The following is a 19,649-nucleotide window of genomic DNA, read 5'->3' as shown; positions in this document are numbered from 1 at the left end:
GCAGTACGCTCGTAAAATCGGACATGAAGAATGACCATAAGACTTCGGTCTATAACTTTTATTTTACTCATCTTAGTTGCCATCATACCGGTAGCTGTGCTGGCATTTACGCTTTACCAGCAAATGTACAACTTCGCCTATAAATCTGTTGATAGTCGTTTAGCTACCTCACTGAAACAAATTACTGCAGAATTATCTCATAGTCACCAAATTCTCACCAATGAGCTTTGGCTATTGTCTGAACAACCCCGCATTTTAAAGAGCTTAGATAACAACATACCAGCTAAAGAGTTAAGTTCATTTTTAGAACATTTTGTGCTTGATGCGCCCTTGATTGAATCCTTGTATTTGGTGAAAAATGACGGTCAAATTGTTGTTTCCTATGCTGGTAATGGTCTTGCGCTGTCCGCTGCTGATAATCTGTTCGATTACTTGCCTCATCCACCTGCTCATGAGAAGCAGCCAAGTCAACGGAAGGCGACGCTGGATTTGGCTGATGAGTATGCTTTGGTTAAACGTAGCGGTAAGCAACATAGCATCGTCCATATGATTCCTATTCATACCGGAAAAAATATAGGCATAAAAGGCTACTTGATTGCCGTAGTCCCCATGTATCGATTCATCGAAACAGCGAAGAAGCGCTTAGAACCGCATGAAAATTTAGCTATATTCTTCCGTCAAGAACTCTTGGATGATGATTCGGTGGCCGTTGAACAGGACGAGTTATTTCATGTTGCCGCTTTAGTGCTAACGGGGGGCGGTTATCAAAACGCAGTTTGGCTTAAAATTAGGGTCGGTGAAAGTTTACAAAGTTTGAGTTCACGAGTACAAAATTTTATAGCTCCTGGGGTCGCGAATAGCACCATTGTGATTGCGATTATTTTGGTTATTGTGGTGTTGTTTGCTCACTTTGTAGCGAAGTCTTTCGGTCAGCTTTACACGCTTATTAAAGACTTTGAAACGGATAAAGAGGCTTATTGGTTTAATTGTAGTAAATTTAGCATTCGGGAGTTTGCTGATGTCTCACATCTGTTGGTTGAAATGAAACGAACCATTGGTGAACAGCTCAGAACGGTGAATCATAAAAATAAGGAACTCGCAAGAATTGACCAACTTCGTGCGGGCTATTTGGAAGAAGTCCAAACTTTAAATAGTCAATTAGAATTTAAAGTGGAGGAGCGCACTCGTGACCTAGAGTTATCGATGGCAGATTTGGCCCAAAGTCACTTCTTTTTTCAACAATTGGTTCAATTTCGTCGGTCTTTAGAAGCCAGCTCGGGTAACAAACAAATTGTGCATGATGCTTTGCTGGCCTTAGCTGCTTGCTTTCCTGATATCGAAATAGTACTACACCTCCCAGCATCTGGTAAACATAGCCAAGTGACGGATAGTTTATCTGTTTCTGTGGCGAGTTTTGAAGATATAAAGCTGCAAGCATCTGAAGCCTTAAAGCCAAATGTGGAGCGAACCGTCATCGAGTTTGAACAGCAATGGGTGAATTTATTCGCAATTAGCTGTGGCTCTAAAAAAGAGGGGTGGTTATTAGTGAATCACTCGAGCTTAAGTGAACAAGTTTATAACCGACTCTTACTGGTTATTACGGAATTAAGTAGTTTCTTAGAAAATCGCAGTTTACATGAGGAATTAGATACGATTGCACGAACTGATTCACTTACTGGAATTAGCAATCGTAAAGCCTTCGATGAATTGCAATTCACCCTTGAAACTCAACTTGATGCCGAGGTGGGTTTGTTTGTGATCGACGTGAATGGCTTAAAAAAAATGAACGACGAAAAAGGGCATGAAAAAGGCGATCAGCTGATTATCTCGGTGGCTAGGGTGTTGCGCGAATGTTGTGATGGTATCACCGATAATTATTTTCGTATCGGTGGCGATGAATTTGCGGTGGTGCTGTCTGGAGTTCAATTGACGATGGCTGAAGTTTTATTGAAACGCTTGCGTTCTCAGCAAAATAACCGGGTATTTATTGACTTAGATAGTTTTGGAGGAGAGCCATTGGTGAGCTTTTCGGTTGGTTATGCAACAACTGAAGTGGTCCAATTTAGCGGATTATATCGATTGGCTGACCAAAATATGTACCATGATAAACAAAGCTATTACTTGAGGCTTCGTCAAACTGAACTTTAGTCGAGAGTCACTTGTAGTATTTGTCTCAGCAGTGTAAATTCACTTTTCTTAAAAATAAGCACGATAAAACTAGACCAAGGAATAGCAGATTATGCGTATCATTCTTTTAGGCGCACCTGGTGCGGGCAAAGGTACCCAAGCACAGTTTATTATGGAGCGTTACGGCATCCCCCAAATTTCTACTGGTGACATGCTGCGGGCAGCGGTAAAAGCAGGCACCCCCTTAGGCATTAAAGCCAAAGAAGTCATGGACGCTGGACAACTGGTCTCTGATGAGCTGATTATCGGCCTAGTAAAAGAACGTATTTTGGAAGACGACTGCAAAAAAGGTTTTCTTTTGGATGGTTTTCCTCGCACCATTCCGCAAGCTGATGCAATGAAAGAAGCTGCGATTAGTATTGATGCAGTACTTGAGTTTGATGTGGCAGACGAAGAAATCGTAAAACGCATGAGTGGTCGTCGCGTTCATCCAGGTAGCGGACGGGTGTATCATATTGTTTATAATCCACCGAAAGTGGAAGGTAAAGATGATGTCAGCGGTGAAGATTTAGTGATCCGTCCCGATGACGAAGAAAGTATCGTTCGTGACCGCTTAGCGATTTACCATCAGCAAACTAAACCTTTGGTTAGCTACTATGGGAAAGAAGCTGAACAAGGTAACAGTAAGTACTTCAAATTGGACGGCACCCAGTCGGTTGAAGCGATTAGCAAGCAATTAGTCGAATTACTTGATTGAATTTCGAACACTTGATGAGAAAGCGGCTTTTGCCGCTTTTTTTTATGGTCATAAATACCATACACTGAGTGCTGATGACTAGAGGAAGAGCTTAATGGCGCAAATAGATAAAGAATTAAAATGTGCGGTTATTTTGGTGAATTTGGGGACTCCAGAGCAGCCAACAGCGCGAGCAGTGCGAAAATTTCTGGCGCGCTTTTTAGCCGATAAACGAGTCGTTAACTTACCCAAATTATTATGGTTACCCTTACTTTATGGCGTTATTTTACCGCTTCGCTCACGACGAGTCGCTAAGTTATACCAACAAATCTGGCTGAAAAATGGTTCACCTTTACAGGTGATTAGTGAGCAAATTCAACAAAAAGTAGCGGCTAAACTGAATGCAGAGTATGAGGTGTACTTGGCAATGAGTTATAGCGAACCTTACATTGAACAAGTGGTACACGATGTTGTCGCATCTGGTCACCAAAAGGTATTGTTATTACCGATGTATCCACAATATTCAGTATCCACTACCGCGTCTGTCAATGATGCCTATCATCGTGCCTTAGCCAATAGCTATAATCTGCCGGAGCTTCGAACCGTTAAAGACTATTATGCTGAACCTGCCTATATTCAAGCGTTAGCAAACTCTATTCTGCAGCATTGGGAGGTTAGCGAGAGAGCGGAGGTATTGTTATTTTCATTTCACGGGATCCCAGAACGATACGCGCGTAATGGTGACCCATATCCTAAACAATGTGAAGACACTGCGGCTAAGGTTGCCGCTGCGCTCGGTTTAAAACAGCACCAGTGGCGTTTATGTTACCAATCGCGTTTTGGTAAAGATCCTTGGATCCAACCCTATACAGACCAGTTACTGCGTCAATTGGCAGCGCAGGGAGTAACCTCGGTGGATGTGATTTCTCCGGCGTTTGCCGCTGACTGTTTAGAAACCATTGAAGAAGTATCCTGCGAGTTGCGAGATGAGTTTCTCGATGCTGGTGGCAAGCAGTATCAATATATTCCAGCTTTAAATGATAGCCCTGAGCATGTAGCGATGTTTTGTGAATTAATCAAGAAACACACACAAGGCTGGCCGTGAATTGATTCAAGGGCTGCAGCTAACAATTAGCGGGCATTGTGTAAGGCCTGGTCAAACTCATCGGGCGATAGGATAAGGCCTTCTTCGAGATCGTTGGGAAATATCGCGATATACAATTCGTCGCTGCTGAGGCCTTCGGTCCAGCGGCTTCGCCATTTATTTAAAGAAATGGCCTCGGCAGTACAATGCTCCCATTCGCCTGTGGCCCAGGCCTCGGCAAATTCTTTGTTCGGCCATACCGGAACGCAGTCTTCCTCATCTGAGTTCAGCATCACACAACCATCTTGGTCGATTAAGATCCACAGTTGATTATGGTTTTTCACTTGTTTCAGTAAATATTGATAACGGCGCTCGCTGTCATATTGTTGAATCGTGGCAAGTTGAGATGAGTCGATAGTTGCAGACATGGTGGTTGTCCTAAATGTTCGAGTAATAACTTAGCATAATGGAAATTGCTTAAGCCGTCATATAAAGCCGAGTTTTAGTCATTTGTTCGCTTAAAACAACAGCAATTATCCCGCTCACAACGGAAGTTTTTGTGAGCCGTGTCGTTATATGTGCAGTGTTTGAACAAATTGTGGCATAATACGCGACCAAACTTTTAGCACTCTTGTTACGCAGTGTAATTGGCTCGGCGTAACCTAACTAAGCGGAATTTTTTACATTGCTTACTTCTTCTAATGTCACCATGCAATTTGGCGCTAAGCCTTTGTTTGAAAATGTTTCAGTTAAATTTGGCGAAGGCAATCGCTACGGTCTTATCGGCGCCAATGGCTGCGGTAAATCTACCTTTATGAAGATCTTGGGGGGAGATTTAGAGCCGAGTTCGGGAAATGTCTCTAAAGATCCCAATGAGCGGATCGGAAAACTGAAACAAGATCAGTTTGCCTATGAAGAATGCGCAGTGATCGACACTGTGATTATGGGCTATGAAGAGCTATGGTCGGTGAAATCGGAGCGTGATGCGATTTATGCCAATCCTGATATGACTGAAGAAGATGGTATACGAGCCGCCGAATTAGAAGCCGAATTTGCTGAAATGGACGGTTATACCGCCGAGGCTCGCGCTGGAGAATTGTTGCTCGGTGTTGGTATCCCAATCGAACAGCACTACGGGCCAATGAGTGAGGTAGCTCCCGGATGGAAATTGCGGGTATTGCTGGCTCAAGTTCTATTTGGCGACCCGGATATCATGCTACTCGACGAACCAACCAACAACTTGGATATTAATACGATTCGTTGGTTGGAAGGTGTGCTCAACGAGCGTAACTGTACCATGATTATCATCTCGCACGACCGCCACTTTTTGAATAGTGTCTGTACTCATATGGCCGATTTAGACTACGGTGAATTACGGACTTTCCCTGGCTCGTACGATGAATACATGACTGCAGCCACTCAGGCTCGCGATCAAATGTTATCTGATAATGCCAAGAAGAAAGCGCAAATTGCCGAGCTTAAAACGTTTGTGAGCCGTTTCTCTGCCAATGCGTCCAAATCTAAGCAAGCGACTTCTCGTGCTAAGCAAATAGATAAAATTCAGTTAGCTGAAGTGAAACCGTCTAGCCGTCAAAACCCATATATTCGCTTTGAAGAAGAGAAAAAGTTGCATCGCTTGGCTTTACAGGTTGAAGGTTTAGAGAAATCTTACGAGCAAAATTTGTTTAAAGATTTAAACCTGATGGTTGAGGTTGGTGAACGCATAGCCGTTATTGGCCAGAATGGTATCGGTAAAACGACTTTGCTTAAGTGTTTAGTGGGTGATACTGACTTTGACGGTGATATAAAGTGGTCTGAAAATGCCCAGCTTGGTTATTATGCTCAGGATCATTCTGCTGATTTTGAAAACGATAAAACTTTACTTGATTGGATGTGGCAATGGGGTAAAGAAGGGGATGATGAGCAAGTGATCCGTGGTACTTTAGGACGCTTATTATTTTCGCAAAATGATATTCATAAATCGGTGAAGGTGATTTCCGGTGGGGAACAAGGCCGAATGTTATTTGGTAAAATGATTTTACAAAAACCAAATATCTTGGTGATGGACGAGCCGACTAACCACTTGGATATGGAATCCATTGAGTCATTAAACTTGGCCTTGGAAAATTATCCGGGGACGTTGATTTTTGTAAGTCATGACCGAGAGTTTGTCTCAAGCCTTGCGACTCGCGTGATTGAAATGAAACCCGAGGGGATTGTTGACTTCCACGGTACTTATGAAGAGTACTTAAACAGCCAAGGTTTAAATGTTTAAGTCCAATAGCTAAGTGAAAAAAAGCAGCCTAGGCTGCTTTTTTGTATCTGTATGAGAGCTGGCGAAAAACTGAACCTTATTGTTGTTTTTCGCCAACGCTGGTTGTGCGACTTATAATTGGTCGACTAATTTTACTGCTTCGCCAATGTAGTTGGCAGGGGTGAGCTTTTTCAATTCATCTTTAGCGGCTTCTGGCATCTCTAAACCATCGATGAACACGCGCATCGCTTCTGCGTCAACTCGCTTACCGCGGGTCAATTCTTTGAGCTTCTCGTAAGGTTTTTCAATGCCGTAGCGACGCATTACCGTTTGTACTGGTTCGGCTAATACTTCCCAGTTATGGTCTAGATCACTGAGTAGGTTAGCTTCGTTAATTTGCAACTTACTCACGCCTTTAAGGGTCGCTTGGTAAGCAATTAACGAGTAAGCCATTGCTACTCCAAGGTTACGTAAAACCGTTGAGTCGGTGAGGTCACGCTGCCAGCGTGAAACTGGTAGTTTGGCCGCTAAATGACCAAATAAAGCGTTCGCAATGCCTAGGTTACCTTCTGAGTTTTCAAAATCTATCGGATTCACTTTGTGTGGCATGGTAGACGAGCCAATTTCACCGGCAATAGTTTTTTGCTTGAAATGGCCAAGACAAATGTAACCCCAGATATCGCGGTCGAAATCTAACAAGATGGTGTTGAAACGGGCAATTGCATCATAAAGTTCGGCGATGTAATCATGAGGTTCAATTTGAGTGGTGTAGGGGTTCCACTGGATCCCCAAACTGGTGACGAACTCTTCCGAAAATTGATGCCAGTCGACTTCTGGGTAGGCCGATACGTGCGCGTTGTAGTTACCCACCGCGCCGTTGATTTTCCCCAAAATCTCGACAGCTTCGATCTGCTTTAACTGGCGACGTAAACGCGCTACCACGTTAGCCATTTCTTTACCCATGGTGGAAGGCGACGCGGGTTGGCCGTGAGTGCGTGATAGTAAAGGCGTATCGCGTAGTTCCTTGGCTAGGGAAGTAATGGCATCAATTAGCTGTTGTAAATAGGGGACGAGGACTTCGCGGCGCGCTTCACTGAGCATCAGCGCGTGAGATAAGTTATTAATGTCTTCTGAAGTACAAGCAAAGTGAATGAATTCAGAAACCGCATTTAGCTCGGTATTCGCTGCCACTTTTTCTTTTAAAAAGTACTCAACGGCTTTCACATCATGATTAGTGGTGCGTTCGATTTCTTTTACGCGAGCAGCATCAGCTTCACTAAAATTGTCGTTTATTTGCTCTAAAAACGCGATAGCTTGTTGAGAAAAAGCAGGTACTTCAGCAATATTCTGCTGCGCCGCTAGCTTTTGTAGCCAGCGAATTTCTACTCGTACTCGGTATTTTACTAAGCCAAATTCGCTGAAAATACTGCGCAGTTCAAGAGTTTTGTCCCCGTAGCGTCCATCTATCGGGGAAATGGCTGTCAAGGTAGACAGTTCCATGGTGATCTCCTAAATTAACTAATCAATGGTGTTTAAAAGTTGTGTGGTTTGCTGTAAATATTTTTTTCGTGAAAATATAAGTTGGCGACGTTGACCGCCCAGTTGACGCCATAATACACAAGCGCGAATGCCTGCCAGTAATAAAGCGCGAACTTTGTGTTGTACAACTGGCTGTTGCAGGTAGCTAACGTTCCCTGCGACCTGGATCCGCGGACCTAAGGGGCTAATAATATCGCTATAAATATCAGCAATGCCGCCCAAGACCTGTTGCTCAAGCAAGCTAAAATGTTGTAGTTGGCGATCAAGTTGACTGATCCGCTCTCCCATCATATGCATTAGGTCAGGACGCTTTTGCAGGCGTCGTTCTAGAGCGAGCATACTCACGAGATAGCGAGTGATCTCAGAGTTACGTTGTTGTTGTGAGCTATTCAATTGGGCATTCATCACGCTTAAGCCCAGCTTAATTTGGCTTAGGTCGCCGAATACTTCAATTGTTTGTTGAGGATCGGTCACCAAAATGCTTTTTAAACTGGTACTTAAGTCGGCTTCTTCGCAGCTACTGGTGCGCGCCACATCTTGAACTAACTTGGCGGCTTGGCAAATTCCAGCAAAGGCAATCACTCGGTTAGATAGTTGACTACTCATGGTTGTTATAGGCCAATTTTATGTTCAATAATCGCTCCGCCTAAACAGACCTCATCGAGATAGAAGACCGCCGATTGTCCGGGCGTCACTGCAATTTGCGGTTCATCAAACAATACTTCTATTTCATCGTCACTGATCGGTTTGAGGGTGCAGGGCACATCTATTTGTCGATAGCGAATTTTAACGCTGCAGCGAAGCTCTTCGGTGAGAGGCAGACGATCGACCCAGTGTATTTGCCCGGCAATTAAGGCTTTGGATTTAAGGCGTGGGTGGTCATGACCTTGTCCAACGATCAAGACATTACGTTCAATGTCTTTATCAACGGTGTACCAAGGATTCTCATCACCATCTTTAGTGCCACCAATGCCTAAGCCTTTTCGTTGGCCTAAGGTGTGATACATCAAGCCCTGATGGGTGCCAATGACTTTACCTTCACAGGTTTCAATGTCTCCCGGTTGAGCGGGCAAGTATTGCGATAGAAAATCAGTAAATTTACGTTCACCGATAAAGCAGATCCCGGTTGAATCTTTTTTGCTGGCTGTGATTAAACCTTGTTGTTCGGCAATGCGTCGTACTTCAGGTTTTTCTATCTCTCCAACCGGAAATAGTGTTTGGGCAATGTGCTTTTCTTCTAGGGTATACAAAAAATAGCTTTGATCTTTATTGCTGTCTAAGCCTCTTAACATTTGCCAATGTCCATCTTGAAAGCGTCGCTGTACATAATGGCCGGTGGCGATGTAATCGGCGGCCAATTCTTCGGCGGCAAATTCCAGAAAGGCTTTAAACTTAATTTCCTTGTTACACATGATATCAGGATTGGGGGTTCGACCAGCCTTGTACTCTTCGAGAAAATGTTCAAATACATTGTCCCAATATTCCGCGGCAAAATTAATCGTGTGAAGTTTAATGCCTAATGTGTCGCAGACTGCTTGAGCGTCGGCTAAATCTTCTGCCGCCGCGCAATACTCACTGTTGTCGTCTTCTTCCCAATTTTTCATAAACAAGCCTTCAACTTGGTAGCCTTGTTCAAGCAGCAAGTAGGCTGAAACGGAAGAGTCGACACCGCCGGACATACCGACAATCACTTTTTTAGTGTTGTTTGAATTCATGTTAAATCTTTGGGAAAAATTTGCGGCAAATTCTACCAGAAATTCTGTGATGAAAACAGCATTTCGCCAGTCTAGCTAAGCTATTTGCTCATCAATTAGCTGCTGGTATTCGCCGTTATTTATTCCTGCCAAGGTATAGCGACCAATTTGATAGCGAATCAAGCGTAAAGTTGGAAAACCGATTGCTGCGGTCATTCTCCGAACCTGCCGATTACGGCCTTCTTGAATCGTCATGCTTAACCATGTCGTCGGAATCGTTAAGCGTTTTCTTACCGGTGGATTACGTGGCCATAAATCTGGCTCGTTAATGAGCTTGACCTTGGCCGGTCGACAGGCCCCATCTTTTAGATGGATACCTTTCCTTAGTCTATCTAAGTCCTTCTCAGAGGGGGAGCCTTCTACCTGTACCCAATAGGTTTTATTGGTTTTATTTTTGGGATCTGCCAACTGGTGCTGCAGTTTGCCATCGTTGGTGAGTAGCAATAAGCCTTCACTGTCTCTATCTAAGCGACCCGCAGCGTAAATATCGGGGATGTCAATATAGTCTTTTAAAGTGGGTCGGCCTTGCCCATCGGTAAATTGGCTTAATACATCAAAGGGTTTGTTAAATAGCACTAAACGGCGCGGCCCGTTTAAGGTTTTTGTTGATTTTGAGTCAACCTTTCGTTTGAAACGGCGTGGCTTAGACGCGGGATTGGTATTTTTCATAGGGCAATTGTAACAGCTATTGGAACGACCACTAGCAAAACAATGTTAATGCGTTTGTAAATGGTTTATTATTTTTTCCGAATTATCGGCCGGTTAGCCCACAGCTGCGAGATTATCGTATGTTGTTGGTCACTGTTAACTAGCGCGCGGACTAGAGCGATTAACCAGTGATAGCCGCGGTGAAAGCAACCACAACTTTAGGGATCGACATGACGTCAAAGATTATTTATACCTTAACGGACGAAGCGCCAGCCTTAGCCACTTACTCACTATTACCTATAGTACAAGCGTTTACCAACGCCGCTGGTGTGCTCGTTGAAACTCGTGATATTTCTTTAGCTGCTCGTATTATTGCTAGCTTCCCAGAGTGCTTAACTGAACAACAACAGACTTCTGATGCCTTGGCTGAATTAGGCGAGTTGGCGAACCAACCAGAAGCCAATATCATTAAATTGCCCAATATTAGTGCTTCGCTCCCGCAGTTAAAAGCGGCGATAAAAGAGCTTCAGGCGCAAGGTTACGATTTGCCCGATTACCCTGAAGAGCCAAGCAATGAGCAGCAACTAACTGCTAAAGCTAAATACGACAAAGTGAAAGGCAGTGCGGTTAATCCAGTATTACGTGAAGGGAACTCTGACCGCAGAGCACCGGGCTCGGTGAAACAATACGCACGTAACAACCCGCATTCGATGGGCGCGTGGGCAAAAGACTCCTTAAGCCATGTGGCGAGCATGAGCCAAGGGGATTTCTATGGTAGCGAAGTGTCTACCACCATTAAGCAAGCCGGTTCGGTGTCTATTCAATTGAAAACAGATGCGGGTGAAGCGCTTGTTTTGAAAGATGCTTTTCCGGTACTCGAGGGTGAAGTGATTGATGCCGCCGCGCTCAATGTTGCCGAACTCGCTTCTTTCATTGAAGCTGAAATTGAAGATGCTAAAGCGAAAGGCGTACTGTTTTCATTGCATATGAAAGCCACCATGATGAAGGTTTCTGATCCAATTATTTTTGGTCACGTGGTGAAAGTATTCTTTAAAGACGTATTTGCTAAATATGGTGAATTATTTGACGAGTTGGGCGTCGATGTTAGTAATGGGTTAGGCGACGTTTACGCAAAAATCAAAAACTTAGATAGTACTCAACAGGCCGAGATAGAAGCGGCTATCGCTGCGGTGTACGCACAGCGTCCTAGCTTAGCGATGGTTGACTCGGATAAGGGGATTACCAACCTTCATGTACCAAGTGATGTGATTATTGATGCGTCGATGCCAGCCATGATCCGCGCTTCTGGTCAAATGTGGAATAGCGAAGGTCAGCAGCAAGATACTAAAGCAGTTATTCCTGATCGTTGTTATGCCGGTATTTATCAGCAAACTATCGATTTTTGTAAACAACATGGTGCATTCAATCCGACCACCATGGGCTCGGTTGCTAACGTGGGCTTGATGGCACAAAAAGCTGAAGAATATGGCTCGCACGATAAGACTTTCGTGGTTCCTGCTAGCGGTAAGGTTGAGGTGGTCAGCGATGATGGGACAGTCTTGCTGAGCCAAGTGGTCAATCAAGGTGATATCTTCAGAATGTGTCAGGTGAAAGATGCGCCCATTCGTGATTGGGTGAAACTGGCGGTTAATCGTGCTCGTTTAACCAATACGCCGGCAATTTTCTGGTTAGATAGTGCTCGTGCTCACGATGCTCAACTGATTGCCAAGGTTGAAACCTACCTAACTGAGCATGATGTGAGTGGTTTGGATATTCAAATCATGTCTCCTGATGAAGCAACCTTGTATTCATTAGAACGAGTGAAGCAGGGCTTAGATACTATTTCGGTGACTGGTAATGTGTTGCGTGATTACTTAACGGATTTGTTCCCGATCCTTGAATTAGGTACTTCTGCCAAAATGTTGTCAATCGTGCCCTTAATGAATGGTGGCGGATTATTTGAAACTGGGGCTGGTGGTTCGGCACCGAAGCATGTGCAACAGTTTACCAAAGAAAATCACCTACGTTGGGATTCTCTGGGTGAGTTTCTTGCTCTGTCGGCGTCACTGGAGCATTTAGGCCAAGTGAGTGACAATGCTAAGGCGAGCGTATTGGCGAGTACCTTAGACAAGGCCACCGGTATCTTCTTGGATAAAAATAAATCACCATCACGTAAGGTGAAAGAGTTAGATAACCGAGGCAGTCATTTCTATCTGAGTTTATATTGGGCTCAATGTTTAGCTGAACAAGATACCGATCCTTCGCTAAAGGCTACGTTCTCAGAACTTGCCGATAAGTTGACTATCAATGAATCTGTGATTATTGGACAGTTAAACTCAGTACAAGGATCAGGTGTAGACCTTGATGGTTATTACTTACCAGATACTGACAAAGCATCTGCCGCGATGCGTCCAAGTCTTAGCTTCAATGCGATCATCGATGATCTTCGCTAAACGTTGATTTAACACAGTATATATAAAGGCCTGCATCGGTTGTTGGCCTTTTTTGTGAGATGAGCAAATAATCATATATTTGTTAGCGCAAAATAAAATGCCAGTCTAGATGACTGGCATTTGTTTTTTTCTTGGCTTGGCGCGGTTTTAGTTTTGACTCTCATCGAATACGATGCTTACCGCGTGACTACCCTTTGGTCCCTGTTGTGTTTCAAATTGAACGGGTTGACCAGCTTTTAGCGTGCGGTAACCTTCCATTTGAATTGTCGAATAGTGGGCAAAGATATCTTCACCGCCTGTATCCGGGCAAATAAAACCAAATCCTTTTGCGTTGTTAAACCATTTAACTGTTCCGCTTGGCATACGACATTTCCCTATAAAATTTACCTACCAGACTCACTTGATTGGTCAATTGCGACACTTTTTCAAGTCAGCTGTGTAACAATCTAGTAAAATATTTACTACAGTCAAGTTTTCAATGAGTTTTTCTACTAGCGTTGTTAACTCAAAGCAGTTATGTTGAAAACAGAGACGCATTTTTAAGACTATAGTTTCATATGACCAAATTATCTGACTGGCTGGATGTTGAAGAAATAACCAAAGAAGCCAAAAGTGTTACCGAACCACCACCAATGTATAAGGTGGTTTTGAATAATGATGACTATACTCCAATGGAGTTTGTTATCGAAGTGTTGCAGTTGTATTTTAATATGGATTTAGACCAAGCAACTCAAGTGATGTTAACCATTCATTATAAAGGAAAAGGAGTTTGTGGGATTTTTACGGCAGAAGTAGCTGAAACCAAAGCTGCCCAAGTAAATCGTTATGCAAAGCAAAATGACCATCCTCTGATGTGTTCCATGGAGAAAGCATAGCTAAGTAGTATTGATTGTCTGTAGGGGGCCTATGCATGCTAAACAAAGAGTTGGAACAAACTTTAAATCAAGCATTTAAAGAAGCAAGACAACAACAACATGAATTTATGACCGTTGAACATCTGTTGTTGGGTTTATTAGAAAATGCCTCAGCAAAAGAAGCTTTAGTGGCTTGTGGCGCTAATCTTAACCAATTGACTCAAGAATTGAGTAGCTTTATTGAACAAACAACGCCTGTTATTTCAGAAGATGATAGTGAGCGTGAAACTCAGCCTACTTTAGGATTTCAACGTGTTTTACAGCGTGCTGTTTTTCATGTGCAATCTTCTGGGAATAGTGAAGTTAGTGGTGCTAATGTTTTGGTCGCTATTTTTAGTGAGCAAGAGAGTCAGGCGGTTTATTTTCTGAAAAAAGCTGATATTAGCCGACTTGATGTGGTTAATTATATCTCTCACGGGATCCGTAAAGAAGATGAATCTGATGCAGAGCAGGGAGCTGTTGAGAGTGACCTTCAATCAGAGGAAAGCAAACAGCTAGAAAATTTTGCCAGCAACCTCAATCAGTTGGTGCTAAAAGGTAAAATTGATCCACTAATTGGTCGTGATCAGGAGTTATCTCGAACTATTCAAGTGTTATGTCGTCGTCGTAAAAATAACCCGCTGTTAGTGGGGGAAGCTGGCGTGGGTAAAACAGCAATCGCCGAAGGCTTGGCTTATCGAATTGTACATGAAGATGTGCCTGATGTTATTAAAGATGCCACCATTTATTCTTTAGATATCGGTTCTTTATTGGCAGGAACCAAGTATCGGGGGGATTTCGAAAAACGCTTTAAGTCCTTATTGAAGCAACTCGAGAACGCCGAGAATGCGATTTTGTTTATTGATGAAATCCATACCATTATTGGCGCTGGAGCGGCATCTGGTGGGCAGTTGGACGCAGCTAATCTGATTAAGCCATTGCTTAGTAATGGTTTGTTACGTTGTGTGGGTTCTACAACGTACCAAGAATATAATCAGATTTTTGAAAAAGATCGCGCCTTAGCGCGACGTTTCCAGAAAATAGATGTGGTTGAGCCTAGCGTTGAGGATACAACCAAAATCTTGATGGGCTTGAAAAGTCGTTATGAAGCGCATCATGAGGTTCGTTATACCAAGCAAGCGATGCGTAGCGCGGCAGAATTAGCGGCTAAGTACATCAATGAGCGTCACTTACCCGATAAAGCAATTGATGTTATCGACGAGGCTGGCGCGAGTATGCGTATGTTGCCGGTGAGTAAACGTAAAAAAACCATTGGTGCCGGTGATATTGAAGCCATTGTGGCCAAAATCGCTCGGATCCCTGAGGCGAAAGTTTCTTCATCCGATCGAGAAGTACTCCGAAATTTAAACGAAACCTTGAAGATGGTGGTATTTGGTCAAAACCCTGCGATTGATGTATTGGTCGATGCAATTCGCCTTAATCGCTCCGGTTTAGGGGCAGAGCAAAAACCAGTTGGCTCATTCTTATTTGCCGGGCCGACTGGGGTTGGTAAAACCGAAGTTACTCAGCAGTTAGCAAAGGCTCTTGGGGTTGAATTAATTCGTTTTGATATGTCCGAATATATGGAGCGGCATGCGGTATCCCGATTGATTGGTGCGCCTCCTGGTTATGTCGGCTTTGATCAAGGTGGTTTATTAACTGACGCAGTATTTAAACATCCTCACTGTGTGATCTTGTTGGATGAAATCGAAAAGGCGCATGAAGATGTGTTTAATTTGCTATTGCAAGTCATGGATCACGGTACTTTAACCGACAATAACGGGCGTCATGCTGATTTCCGCAATGTTATCTTGGTTATGACCAGTAACGCAGGTGTTAAAGAAACCCATCGCTCAAGTATTGGTTTTAAAGAACAAGATCTTAGCTTCGATGCCATGGCCGAAATTAATCGGATATTTGCGCCTGAGTTTAGAAACCGCTTAGACAATATCATTTGGTTTAATCACTTGGATGAACAAATTATTGAACAGGTTGTCGATAAGTTTATTGTTGAACTACAAGCGCAGTTAGACGCGAATGGTGTCTCAATGGAGGTGAATACAGAAGCTCGTTTGTGGTTGGCGGAGCAGGGCTACGATAAATCAATGGGCGCTCGACCAATGGCAAGAGTGATTCGCGAACAGCTACGCAAACCCTTGGCAAATGAGATCTTATTTGGACGTCTTAATCATGGAGGGCATGTTGATATTGCCATGAAAGATGGCCAATTAGATTTTCAATATGAAGATGTGGTTGCAGAGGTATAGTCTGAATGAGTTGAAGGCAAAAAAGCCAGCTAAATGCTGGCTTTTTTAATAATTACTTGCTCTGAGTAATTAGCGGTTTAGCGCGCGCGGAAAACAATGCGCCCTTTTGACAAGTCGTACGGTGTTAATTGAACCGTAACTTTATCCCCGGTAAGAATGCGGATGTAGTTCTTACGCATTTTGCCAGAAATATGGGCAGTAACAACATGTCCGTTTTCTAGTTCTACACGGAACATTGTGTTAGGCAAGGTGTCTAACACTGTGCCTTGCATTTCAATATTGTCTTCTTTCGCCATTGAGTCCTCTGTTTGACACGCACTTATAAAAACGCTGGGAGAATGCCAGATTTAGCGCCTTGTGTAAAGTTTATCCTCCAAAACTATTGCCATTTATCATTAATAAAGCGTTGATGCGGGGTATAATTTTGTTTGTAGCTCATTTTTCTGCAATCATCCACTTGGTATCCAAGGTAAAGCCATCTGCGTTTTTGTTGTTTTGCTTGCTCAATTTGTTTTAATACAGCCAAAGAGCCGAGCGATAAGCTCGCCAGCTCGGGTTCGAAAAACGTGTAAACGGCACTCAAACCATCAGTGAAAACATCGGTTACACATAATGCAAGCAATCTGTCGCCTTGATATAGACGTAAGTATTGGGTGTCTGCCCAATCACAGCTTAAAAATTGATGGAATGCGGCTTCGCTGGTGGGGTACATGCTACCGTCACGATGGCGCGCTTCGATGTAACGCTCAAATAAGCAGTAATCAAGATTACTTAAATGTTTACTCCATACCAGCTGAAGATCTTTGGTTTTGCTCAGGACGCGTTTTTGGGAGCGTGATGGTATAAAGGCATTCACATCGACCCTTAGGGACTGACAGGCCTGGCAGCCGCTGCAATGGGGTCGATACAGCTCTTGCCCGCTACGCCTAAAACCTAATTCAATGAGCTGTGGGTAATAGGCTTGCTTTTCTGGTTTAGAACAAAGCGCAAAACATAGCTGTTCTTGTTGCTCAGCTAAATAGGGGCAGGGCGTTACTTGGCTTAGGCCTAAGGGTAATTGCATTGCTTTAGTTCCTGCGGGTACCAGCACTGTGAACTAATTTGGTCCAATTTTGCTAGGTTGAGCTTGGTTATAAATTGTGCCCGCGGTAGGTTTTGCATTCCGAGGCTAAGTAAATGGGAATTTTCAACCTGTCCATCAATATAACTGCCGCCCCAATATTTAAAATGGTAGCAAAATAAATGAAAGGCCAGCTTGGAGGCGTTACTCTCTAGATGAAACATTGATTCGCCGCAAAACATACTGCCGACAGCGATGCCATATAAACCACCCACCAAATGTTGTTGATGCCACACTTCAACCGAGTGAGCATGTCCTAATTGATGAAGTTTAAGATAAGCCTCTATCATGTTGGGGTTTATCCATGTTTCATTGGCGCGTAGCGCTGCACAGTTGCGAATCACCGCTTCAAAACTGGTGTTGATTGTGACTCGTAAGGGGGTTTTACGGATGAATTTTTGCATACTTTTATTGATGGTATGCATTGATAAATTTAGGCCAATTCGCGGGTCTGGACTCCACCATAACACGGGTTGGTCCTCATTAAACCAAGGGAAAATACCATGGTGATAGGCCGAAATTAATCGTGTTGGGTTTAGATCCGCACCGATAGCTAACAAGCCATTGGGATCATCTAAAGCAAGGTTAACTGCGGGAAAGGGGCTATCGGTGTCAAGTAATATGGCCTGCACAAGTTTCTTTTTATCTGAAGTGATTTGTGGTTGATTATCAAGAAACTTGATTTAAAAGGCAAAATGAAAAAGCCGATAAGATTATCGGCTTTAAATTTAAGGTGTCGCGAGAATAAACTAGTGCTTAGTCGTTTAAGCTATCTAAGTAACGCTCAGCATCTAAGGCCGCCATACAGCCTGCGCCTGCAGAGGTAATCGCTTGACGATAGATGTGGTCAGCGACATCACCAGCCGCAAAAATTCCCGGAATGCTGGTTTGAGTGGCATTTCCTTCGGTGCCAGACTGAATTTTGAGATAACCGTCTTTCATTGCCAATTGACCCTCAAAAATGCCTGTATTGGGTTGATGGCCAATGGCGATGAAGGCGCCCATGACTTCGATGTCTTGGGTACTGCCATCTTGAACTTGCTTGGTACGAACATGAGTCACGCCCATCTCGTCACCCAATACTTCATCTAGGGTTTGATTGAGGTGTAACACAATGTTGCCATTGTTTACTTTATCCATTAAACGCTTGGTGAGGATTTTTTCACTACGAAATTCTTCACGGCGATGAATAAGATGCACTTCAGAGGCAATATTCGCTAGATAGAGTGCCTCTTCAACAGCCGTGTTTCCCCCCCCCACTACAGCGACCTTTTGATTACGATAGAAAAAGCCATCACAAGTGGCACAAGCAGACACGCCTTTACCTTTAAAGGCTTCTTCGGAGGGAAGGCCAAGGTATTTGGCAGAAGCTCCTGTGGCGATGATGAGCGAATCACAAGTGTATTGTTGATTGTCGCCTTTCAATTTATAAGGCTTTGTTTGAAAATCCACTTGATTGATATGGTCGAAAATAATTTCCGTATCAAATTTTTCTGCATGCGCTTGCATCCGTTCCATCAACACTGGTCCGGTCAAACCTTCTGCATCTCCAGGCCAGTTTTCAACTTCGGTGGTGGTTGTCAGCTGACCGCCTTGTTGGATCCCAGTAATAAGCACCGGATTGAGGTTGGCTCTCGCTGCATATACGGCAGCGGTGTAACCGGCTGGGCCGGAGCCAAGAATAATTAGTTGGTGGTGATTCGCATTACTCATGGTGGTTATCATTCCTTATAGTTCTTGCTTAAAATATGAGGGTGTAAATCTCAATATCAAGCGCTAATTACGTAAAATATGCTGTTGGACGCAAAGCTATATTTTCATGGATGCAGCATAATCGGCTTATATAATTCCAGCAAATAATAAAACTTTATATGGATATGCGTATTTATCTAGCTATTAATTCGGCTTTTTACTTGATAGTCGGTGAATTTTGTGGAATAAATAATGCTCGGGCGTAAAACAAAAGTTTAAAAAAGTCTGTTCACTTGGGTTTTAGCTCCGTATCTTGGTTGTAATGACTTATTTATGTGGGAATGGATAAACACATAACATATGCAATGACTGCCAGTTTTAATGCATAAACAGTCAGGTATAACTTAGATATTTAGGGACAATAAACGTATTACCACTAATGGAAGCAAAAGGTCGACCAATGAAGGAACTGGATCGTATTGATCGCAACATACTTAATGAGTTGCAAAAAGATGGCCGCATATCAAATGTGGAATTGTCGAAACGTGTAGGATTAAGCCCTACGCCTTGTTTAGAAAGAGTTCGACGTTTAGAGCGTCAAGGTTATATTTGCGGTTATACAGCAATTCTGAATCCACAATACTTAGACGCCTCGCTGCTAGTGTTTGTTGAAATCACCTTGAATCGTGGCGCTCCGGATGTGTTTGAACAGTTTAACCATGCGGTACAACAACTTGAAGAAATCCAAGAGTGTCATTTGGTCTCAGGCGATTTCGATTATCTATTGAAAACACGTGTAGCTGACATGTCCGCTTATCGTAAGTTGTTAGGTGAAACCTTATTGCGTTTACCTGGTGTTAACGACACCCGTACCTATGTTGTGATGGAAGAAGTGAAGCAAAGCAATCGATTAGTCATTAAAAACTAAGCGAGCGGTTTCCCCCTCCAATTCATTTTTGGTAAAGTAAAACAAGCGGCTTAGCCGCTTGTTTTGTTTTTTAGTCAAAGATAAATTTTAATTGGATTTATTTATATCCTTCAGGATAAGCCGATGGTCAACAAAATGGTTCGCGAAACCAATA

General features: G+C 43.3%; 18 protein-coding genes. 8 read left to right on the top strand and 10 right to left on the bottom strand.

Annotated elements, in window-relative coordinates; all coding sequences use genetic code 11:
- Positions 1-30: 30 nt before the first annotated feature.
- The 3 genes from ACRRSX_RS12630 (at position 31) to hemH (ending at position 3,968) form a co-directional block, all read left to right on the top strand.
- Entirely contained in the window at positions 31-2,148 is a 2,118-nt protein-coding gene (locus ACRRSX_RS12630) for a GGDEF domain-containing protein (protein ID WP_432452840.1), read from the top strand.
- A gap of 91 nt (positions 2,149-2,239) precedes the next feature.
- Positions 2,240-2,884 carry an adenylate kinase gene (adk, locus tag ACRRSX_RS12625; protein ID WP_432452841.1) on the top strand — a complete coding sequence of 215 codons (645 nt, stop codon included), beginning with the start codon at positions 2,240-2,242 and terminating at the stop codon, positions 2,882-2,884.
- A gap of 94 nt (positions 2,885-2,978) precedes the next feature.
- Entirely contained in the window at positions 2,979-3,968 is a 990-nt protein-coding gene (gene hemH, locus ACRRSX_RS12620; RefSeq protein WP_432452842.1) for a ferrochelatase, read from the top strand.
- 26 nt (positions 3,969-3,994) lie between these two features.
- Here hemH and ACRRSX_RS12615 read toward each other — a convergent pair whose 3' ends face one another.
- On the bottom strand, positions 3,995-4,375 hold the full coding sequence (locus ACRRSX_RS12615) for a DUF2750 domain-containing protein (RefSeq protein ID WP_432452843.1): 381 nt from the start codon (positions 4,373-4,375) through the stop codon (positions 3,995-3,997).
- Positions 4,376-4,632: 257 nt separating this feature from the next.
- On the opposite strand from ACRRSX_RS12615, the gene ACRRSX_RS12610 reads away from it, so the two are divergent.
- Complete coding sequence (locus tag ACRRSX_RS12610) at positions 4,633-6,222, top strand: ABC-F family ATPase (protein ID WP_432452844.1); 1,590 nt, start codon at positions 4,633-4,635, stop codon at positions 6,220-6,222.
- 111 nt (positions 6,223-6,333) lie between these two features.
- Here the strand turns inward: ACRRSX_RS12610 and purB are convergent, their stop codons facing one another.
- The 4 genes from purB to ACRRSX_RS12590 form a co-directional block, all read right to left on the bottom strand.
- The gene (purB, locus tag ACRRSX_RS12605) at positions 6,334-7,701 is read right to left on the bottom strand and encodes an adenylosuccinate lyase (protein ID WP_432452846.1); all 1,368 of its coding nucleotides are present in this window, start codon (positions 7,699-7,701) and stop codon (positions 6,334-6,336) included.
- 18 nt (positions 7,702-7,719) lie between these two features.
- Positions 7,720-8,346 (bottom strand): high frequency lysogenization protein HflD, encoded by a 627-nt coding sequence (gene hflD / locus ACRRSX_RS12600; protein WP_432452848.1) that lies wholly within the window; start codon positions 8,344-8,346, stop codon positions 7,720-7,722.
- A 5-nt stretch (positions 8,347-8,351) separates the two neighbouring features.
- Positions 8,352-9,455, bottom strand: a complete 1,104-nt coding sequence (gene mnmA / locus ACRRSX_RS12595) for a tRNA 2-thiouridine(34) synthase MnmA (protein ID WP_432452850.1) — start codon at positions 9,453-9,455, stop codon at positions 8,352-8,354.
- Positions 9,456-9,530: 75 nt separating this feature from the next.
- On the bottom strand, positions 9,531-10,163 hold the full coding sequence (locus ACRRSX_RS12590; protein WP_432452851.1) for a pseudouridine synthase: 633 nt from the start codon (positions 10,161-10,163) through the stop codon (positions 9,531-9,533).
- A gap of 209 nt (positions 10,164-10,372) precedes the next feature.
- Between ACRRSX_RS12590 and ACRRSX_RS12585 the strand changes: the two genes are divergently transcribed.
- A complete protein-coding gene (locus tag ACRRSX_RS12585; RefSeq protein ID WP_432452853.1) occupies positions 10,373-12,595 on the top strand; it encodes an NADP-dependent isocitrate dehydrogenase in 2,223 nt (740 codons plus the stop codon).
- Positions 12,596-12,742: 147 nt separating this feature from the next.
- Here ACRRSX_RS12585 and cspD read toward each other — a convergent pair whose 3' ends face one another.
- Positions 12,743-12,958, bottom strand: coding sequence for a cold shock domain-containing protein CspD (cspD, locus tag ACRRSX_RS12580; RefSeq protein ID WP_432452855.1), 216 nt, complete (start codon positions 12,956-12,958; stop codon positions 12,743-12,745).
- Positions 12,959-13,152: 194 nt separating this feature from the next.
- Here cspD and clpS point away from each other — a divergent pair, with 194 nt between their 5' ends.
- Both clpS and clpA read left to right on the top strand, forming a co-directional pair.
- Positions 13,153-13,470 carry an ATP-dependent Clp protease adapter ClpS gene (gene clpS, locus ACRRSX_RS12575; protein ID WP_432452856.1) on the top strand — a complete coding sequence of 106 codons (318 nt, stop codon included), beginning with the start codon at positions 13,153-13,155 and terminating at the stop codon, positions 13,468-13,470.
- A 35-nt stretch (positions 13,471-13,505) separates the two neighbouring features.
- Complete coding sequence (gene clpA, locus ACRRSX_RS12570; RefSeq protein ID WP_432452857.1) at positions 13,506-15,755, top strand: ATP-dependent Clp protease ATP-binding subunit ClpA; 2,250 nt, start codon at positions 13,506-13,508, stop codon at positions 15,753-15,755.
- A 77-nt stretch (positions 15,756-15,832) separates the two neighbouring features.
- On the opposite strand, the gene infA is transcribed toward clpA, so the two are convergent.
- From infA to trxB, 4 genes are all read right to left on the bottom strand, one after another.
- Entirely contained in the window at positions 15,833-16,051 is a 219-nt protein-coding gene (gene infA / locus ACRRSX_RS12565; RefSeq protein WP_016401030.1) for a translation initiation factor IF-1, read from the bottom strand.
- Between the two features lie 83 nt (positions 16,052-16,134).
- Complete coding sequence (locus ACRRSX_RS12560) at positions 16,135-16,818, bottom strand: arginyltransferase (protein ID WP_432452858.1); 684 nt, start codon at positions 16,816-16,818, stop codon at positions 16,135-16,137.
- Positions 16,803-17,507: a leucyl/phenylalanyl-tRNA--protein transferase gene (gene aat / locus ACRRSX_RS12555; RefSeq protein WP_432452859.1), complete on the bottom strand. Its 705-nt coding sequence runs from the start codon at positions 17,505-17,507 to the stop codon at positions 16,803-16,805. The genes ACRRSX_RS12560 and aat overlap by 16 nt, the downstream gene beginning before the upstream one ends.
- 124 nt (positions 17,508-17,631) lie before the next feature.
- The gene (gene trxB, locus ACRRSX_RS12550; RefSeq protein WP_432452860.1) at positions 17,632-18,588 is read right to left on the bottom strand and encodes a thioredoxin-disulfide reductase; all 957 of its coding nucleotides are present in this window, start codon (positions 18,586-18,588) and stop codon (positions 17,632-17,634) included.
- Between the two features lie 418 nt (positions 18,589-19,006).
- On the opposite strand from trxB, the gene lrp reads away from it, so the two are divergent.
- Positions 19,007-19,495: a leucine-responsive transcriptional regulator Lrp gene (gene lrp / locus ACRRSX_RS12545; RefSeq protein ID WP_432452861.1), complete on the top strand. Its 489-nt coding sequence runs from the start codon at positions 19,007-19,009 to the stop codon at positions 19,493-19,495.
- Positions 19,496-19,649: the final 154 nt, after the last annotated feature.

Origin of the sequence: Agarivorans sp. QJM3NY_30, from assembly GCF_050870855.2 — a bacterium.
Lineage (GTDB): Bacteria > Pseudomonadota > Gammaproteobacteria > Enterobacterales > Celerinatantimonadaceae > Agarivorans.
Note: the sequence above shows the minus strand (reverse complement) of the source record. Positions and strands in the feature narration are given on the sequence as shown.

Excerpts from the sequence above, each read along its gene's own strand:
- ACRRSX_RS12630 (WP_432452840.1), top strand. The coding sequence starts at position 31 with ATGACCATAAGACTTCGGTCTATAACTTTTATTTTACTCATCTTAGTT.
- adk (WP_432452841.1), top strand. The coding sequence starts at position 2,240 with ATGCGTATCATTCTTTTAGGCGCACCTGGTGCGGGCAAAGGTACCCAA.
- hemH (WP_432452842.1), top strand. The coding sequence starts at position 2,979 with ATGGCGCAAATAGATAAAGAATTAAAATGTGCGGTTATTTTGGTGAAT.
- ACRRSX_RS12615 (WP_432452843.1), bottom strand. The coding sequence starts at position 4,375 with ATGTCTGCAACTATCGACTCATCTCAACTTGCCACGATTCAACAATAT.
- purB (WP_432452846.1), bottom strand. The coding sequence starts at position 7,701 with ATGGAACTGTCTACCTTGACAGCCATTTCCCCGATAGATGGACGCTAC.
- hflD (WP_432452848.1), bottom strand. The coding sequence starts at position 8,346 with ATGAGTAGTCAACTATCTAACCGAGTGATTGCCTTTGCTGGAATTTGC.
- mnmA (WP_432452850.1), bottom strand. The coding sequence starts at position 9,455 with ATGAATTCAAACAACACTAAAAAAGTGATTGTCGGTATGTCCGGCGGT.
- ACRRSX_RS12590 (WP_432452851.1), bottom strand. The coding sequence starts at position 10,163 with ATGAAAAATACCAATCCCGCGTCTAAGCCACGCCGTTTCAAACGAAAG.
- ACRRSX_RS12585 (WP_432452853.1), top strand. The coding sequence starts at position 10,373 with ATGACGTCAAAGATTATTTATACCTTAACGGACGAAGCGCCAGCCTTA.
- cspD (WP_432452855.1), bottom strand. The coding sequence starts at position 12,958 with ATGCCAAGCGGAACAGTTAAATGGTTTAACAACGCAAAAGGATTTGGT.
- clpS (WP_432452856.1), top strand. The coding sequence starts at position 13,153 with ATGACCAAATTATCTGACTGGCTGGATGTTGAAGAAATAACCAAAGAA.
- clpA (WP_432452857.1), top strand. The coding sequence starts at position 13,506 with ATGCTAAACAAAGAGTTGGAACAAACTTTAAATCAAGCATTTAAAGAA.
- infA (WP_016401030.1), bottom strand. The coding sequence starts at position 16,051 with ATGGCGAAAGAAGACAATATTGAAATGCAAGGCACAGTGTTAGACACC.
- ACRRSX_RS12560 (WP_432452858.1), bottom strand. The coding sequence starts at position 16,818 with ATGCAATTACCCTTAGGCCTAAGCCAAGTAACGCCCTGCCCCTATTTA.
- trxB (WP_432452860.1), bottom strand. The coding sequence starts at position 18,588 with ATGAGTAATGCGAATCACCACCAACTAATTATTCTTGGCTCCGGCCCA.
- lrp (WP_432452861.1), top strand. The coding sequence starts at position 19,007 with ATGGAAGCAAAAGGTCGACCAATGAAGGAACTGGATCGTATTGATCGC.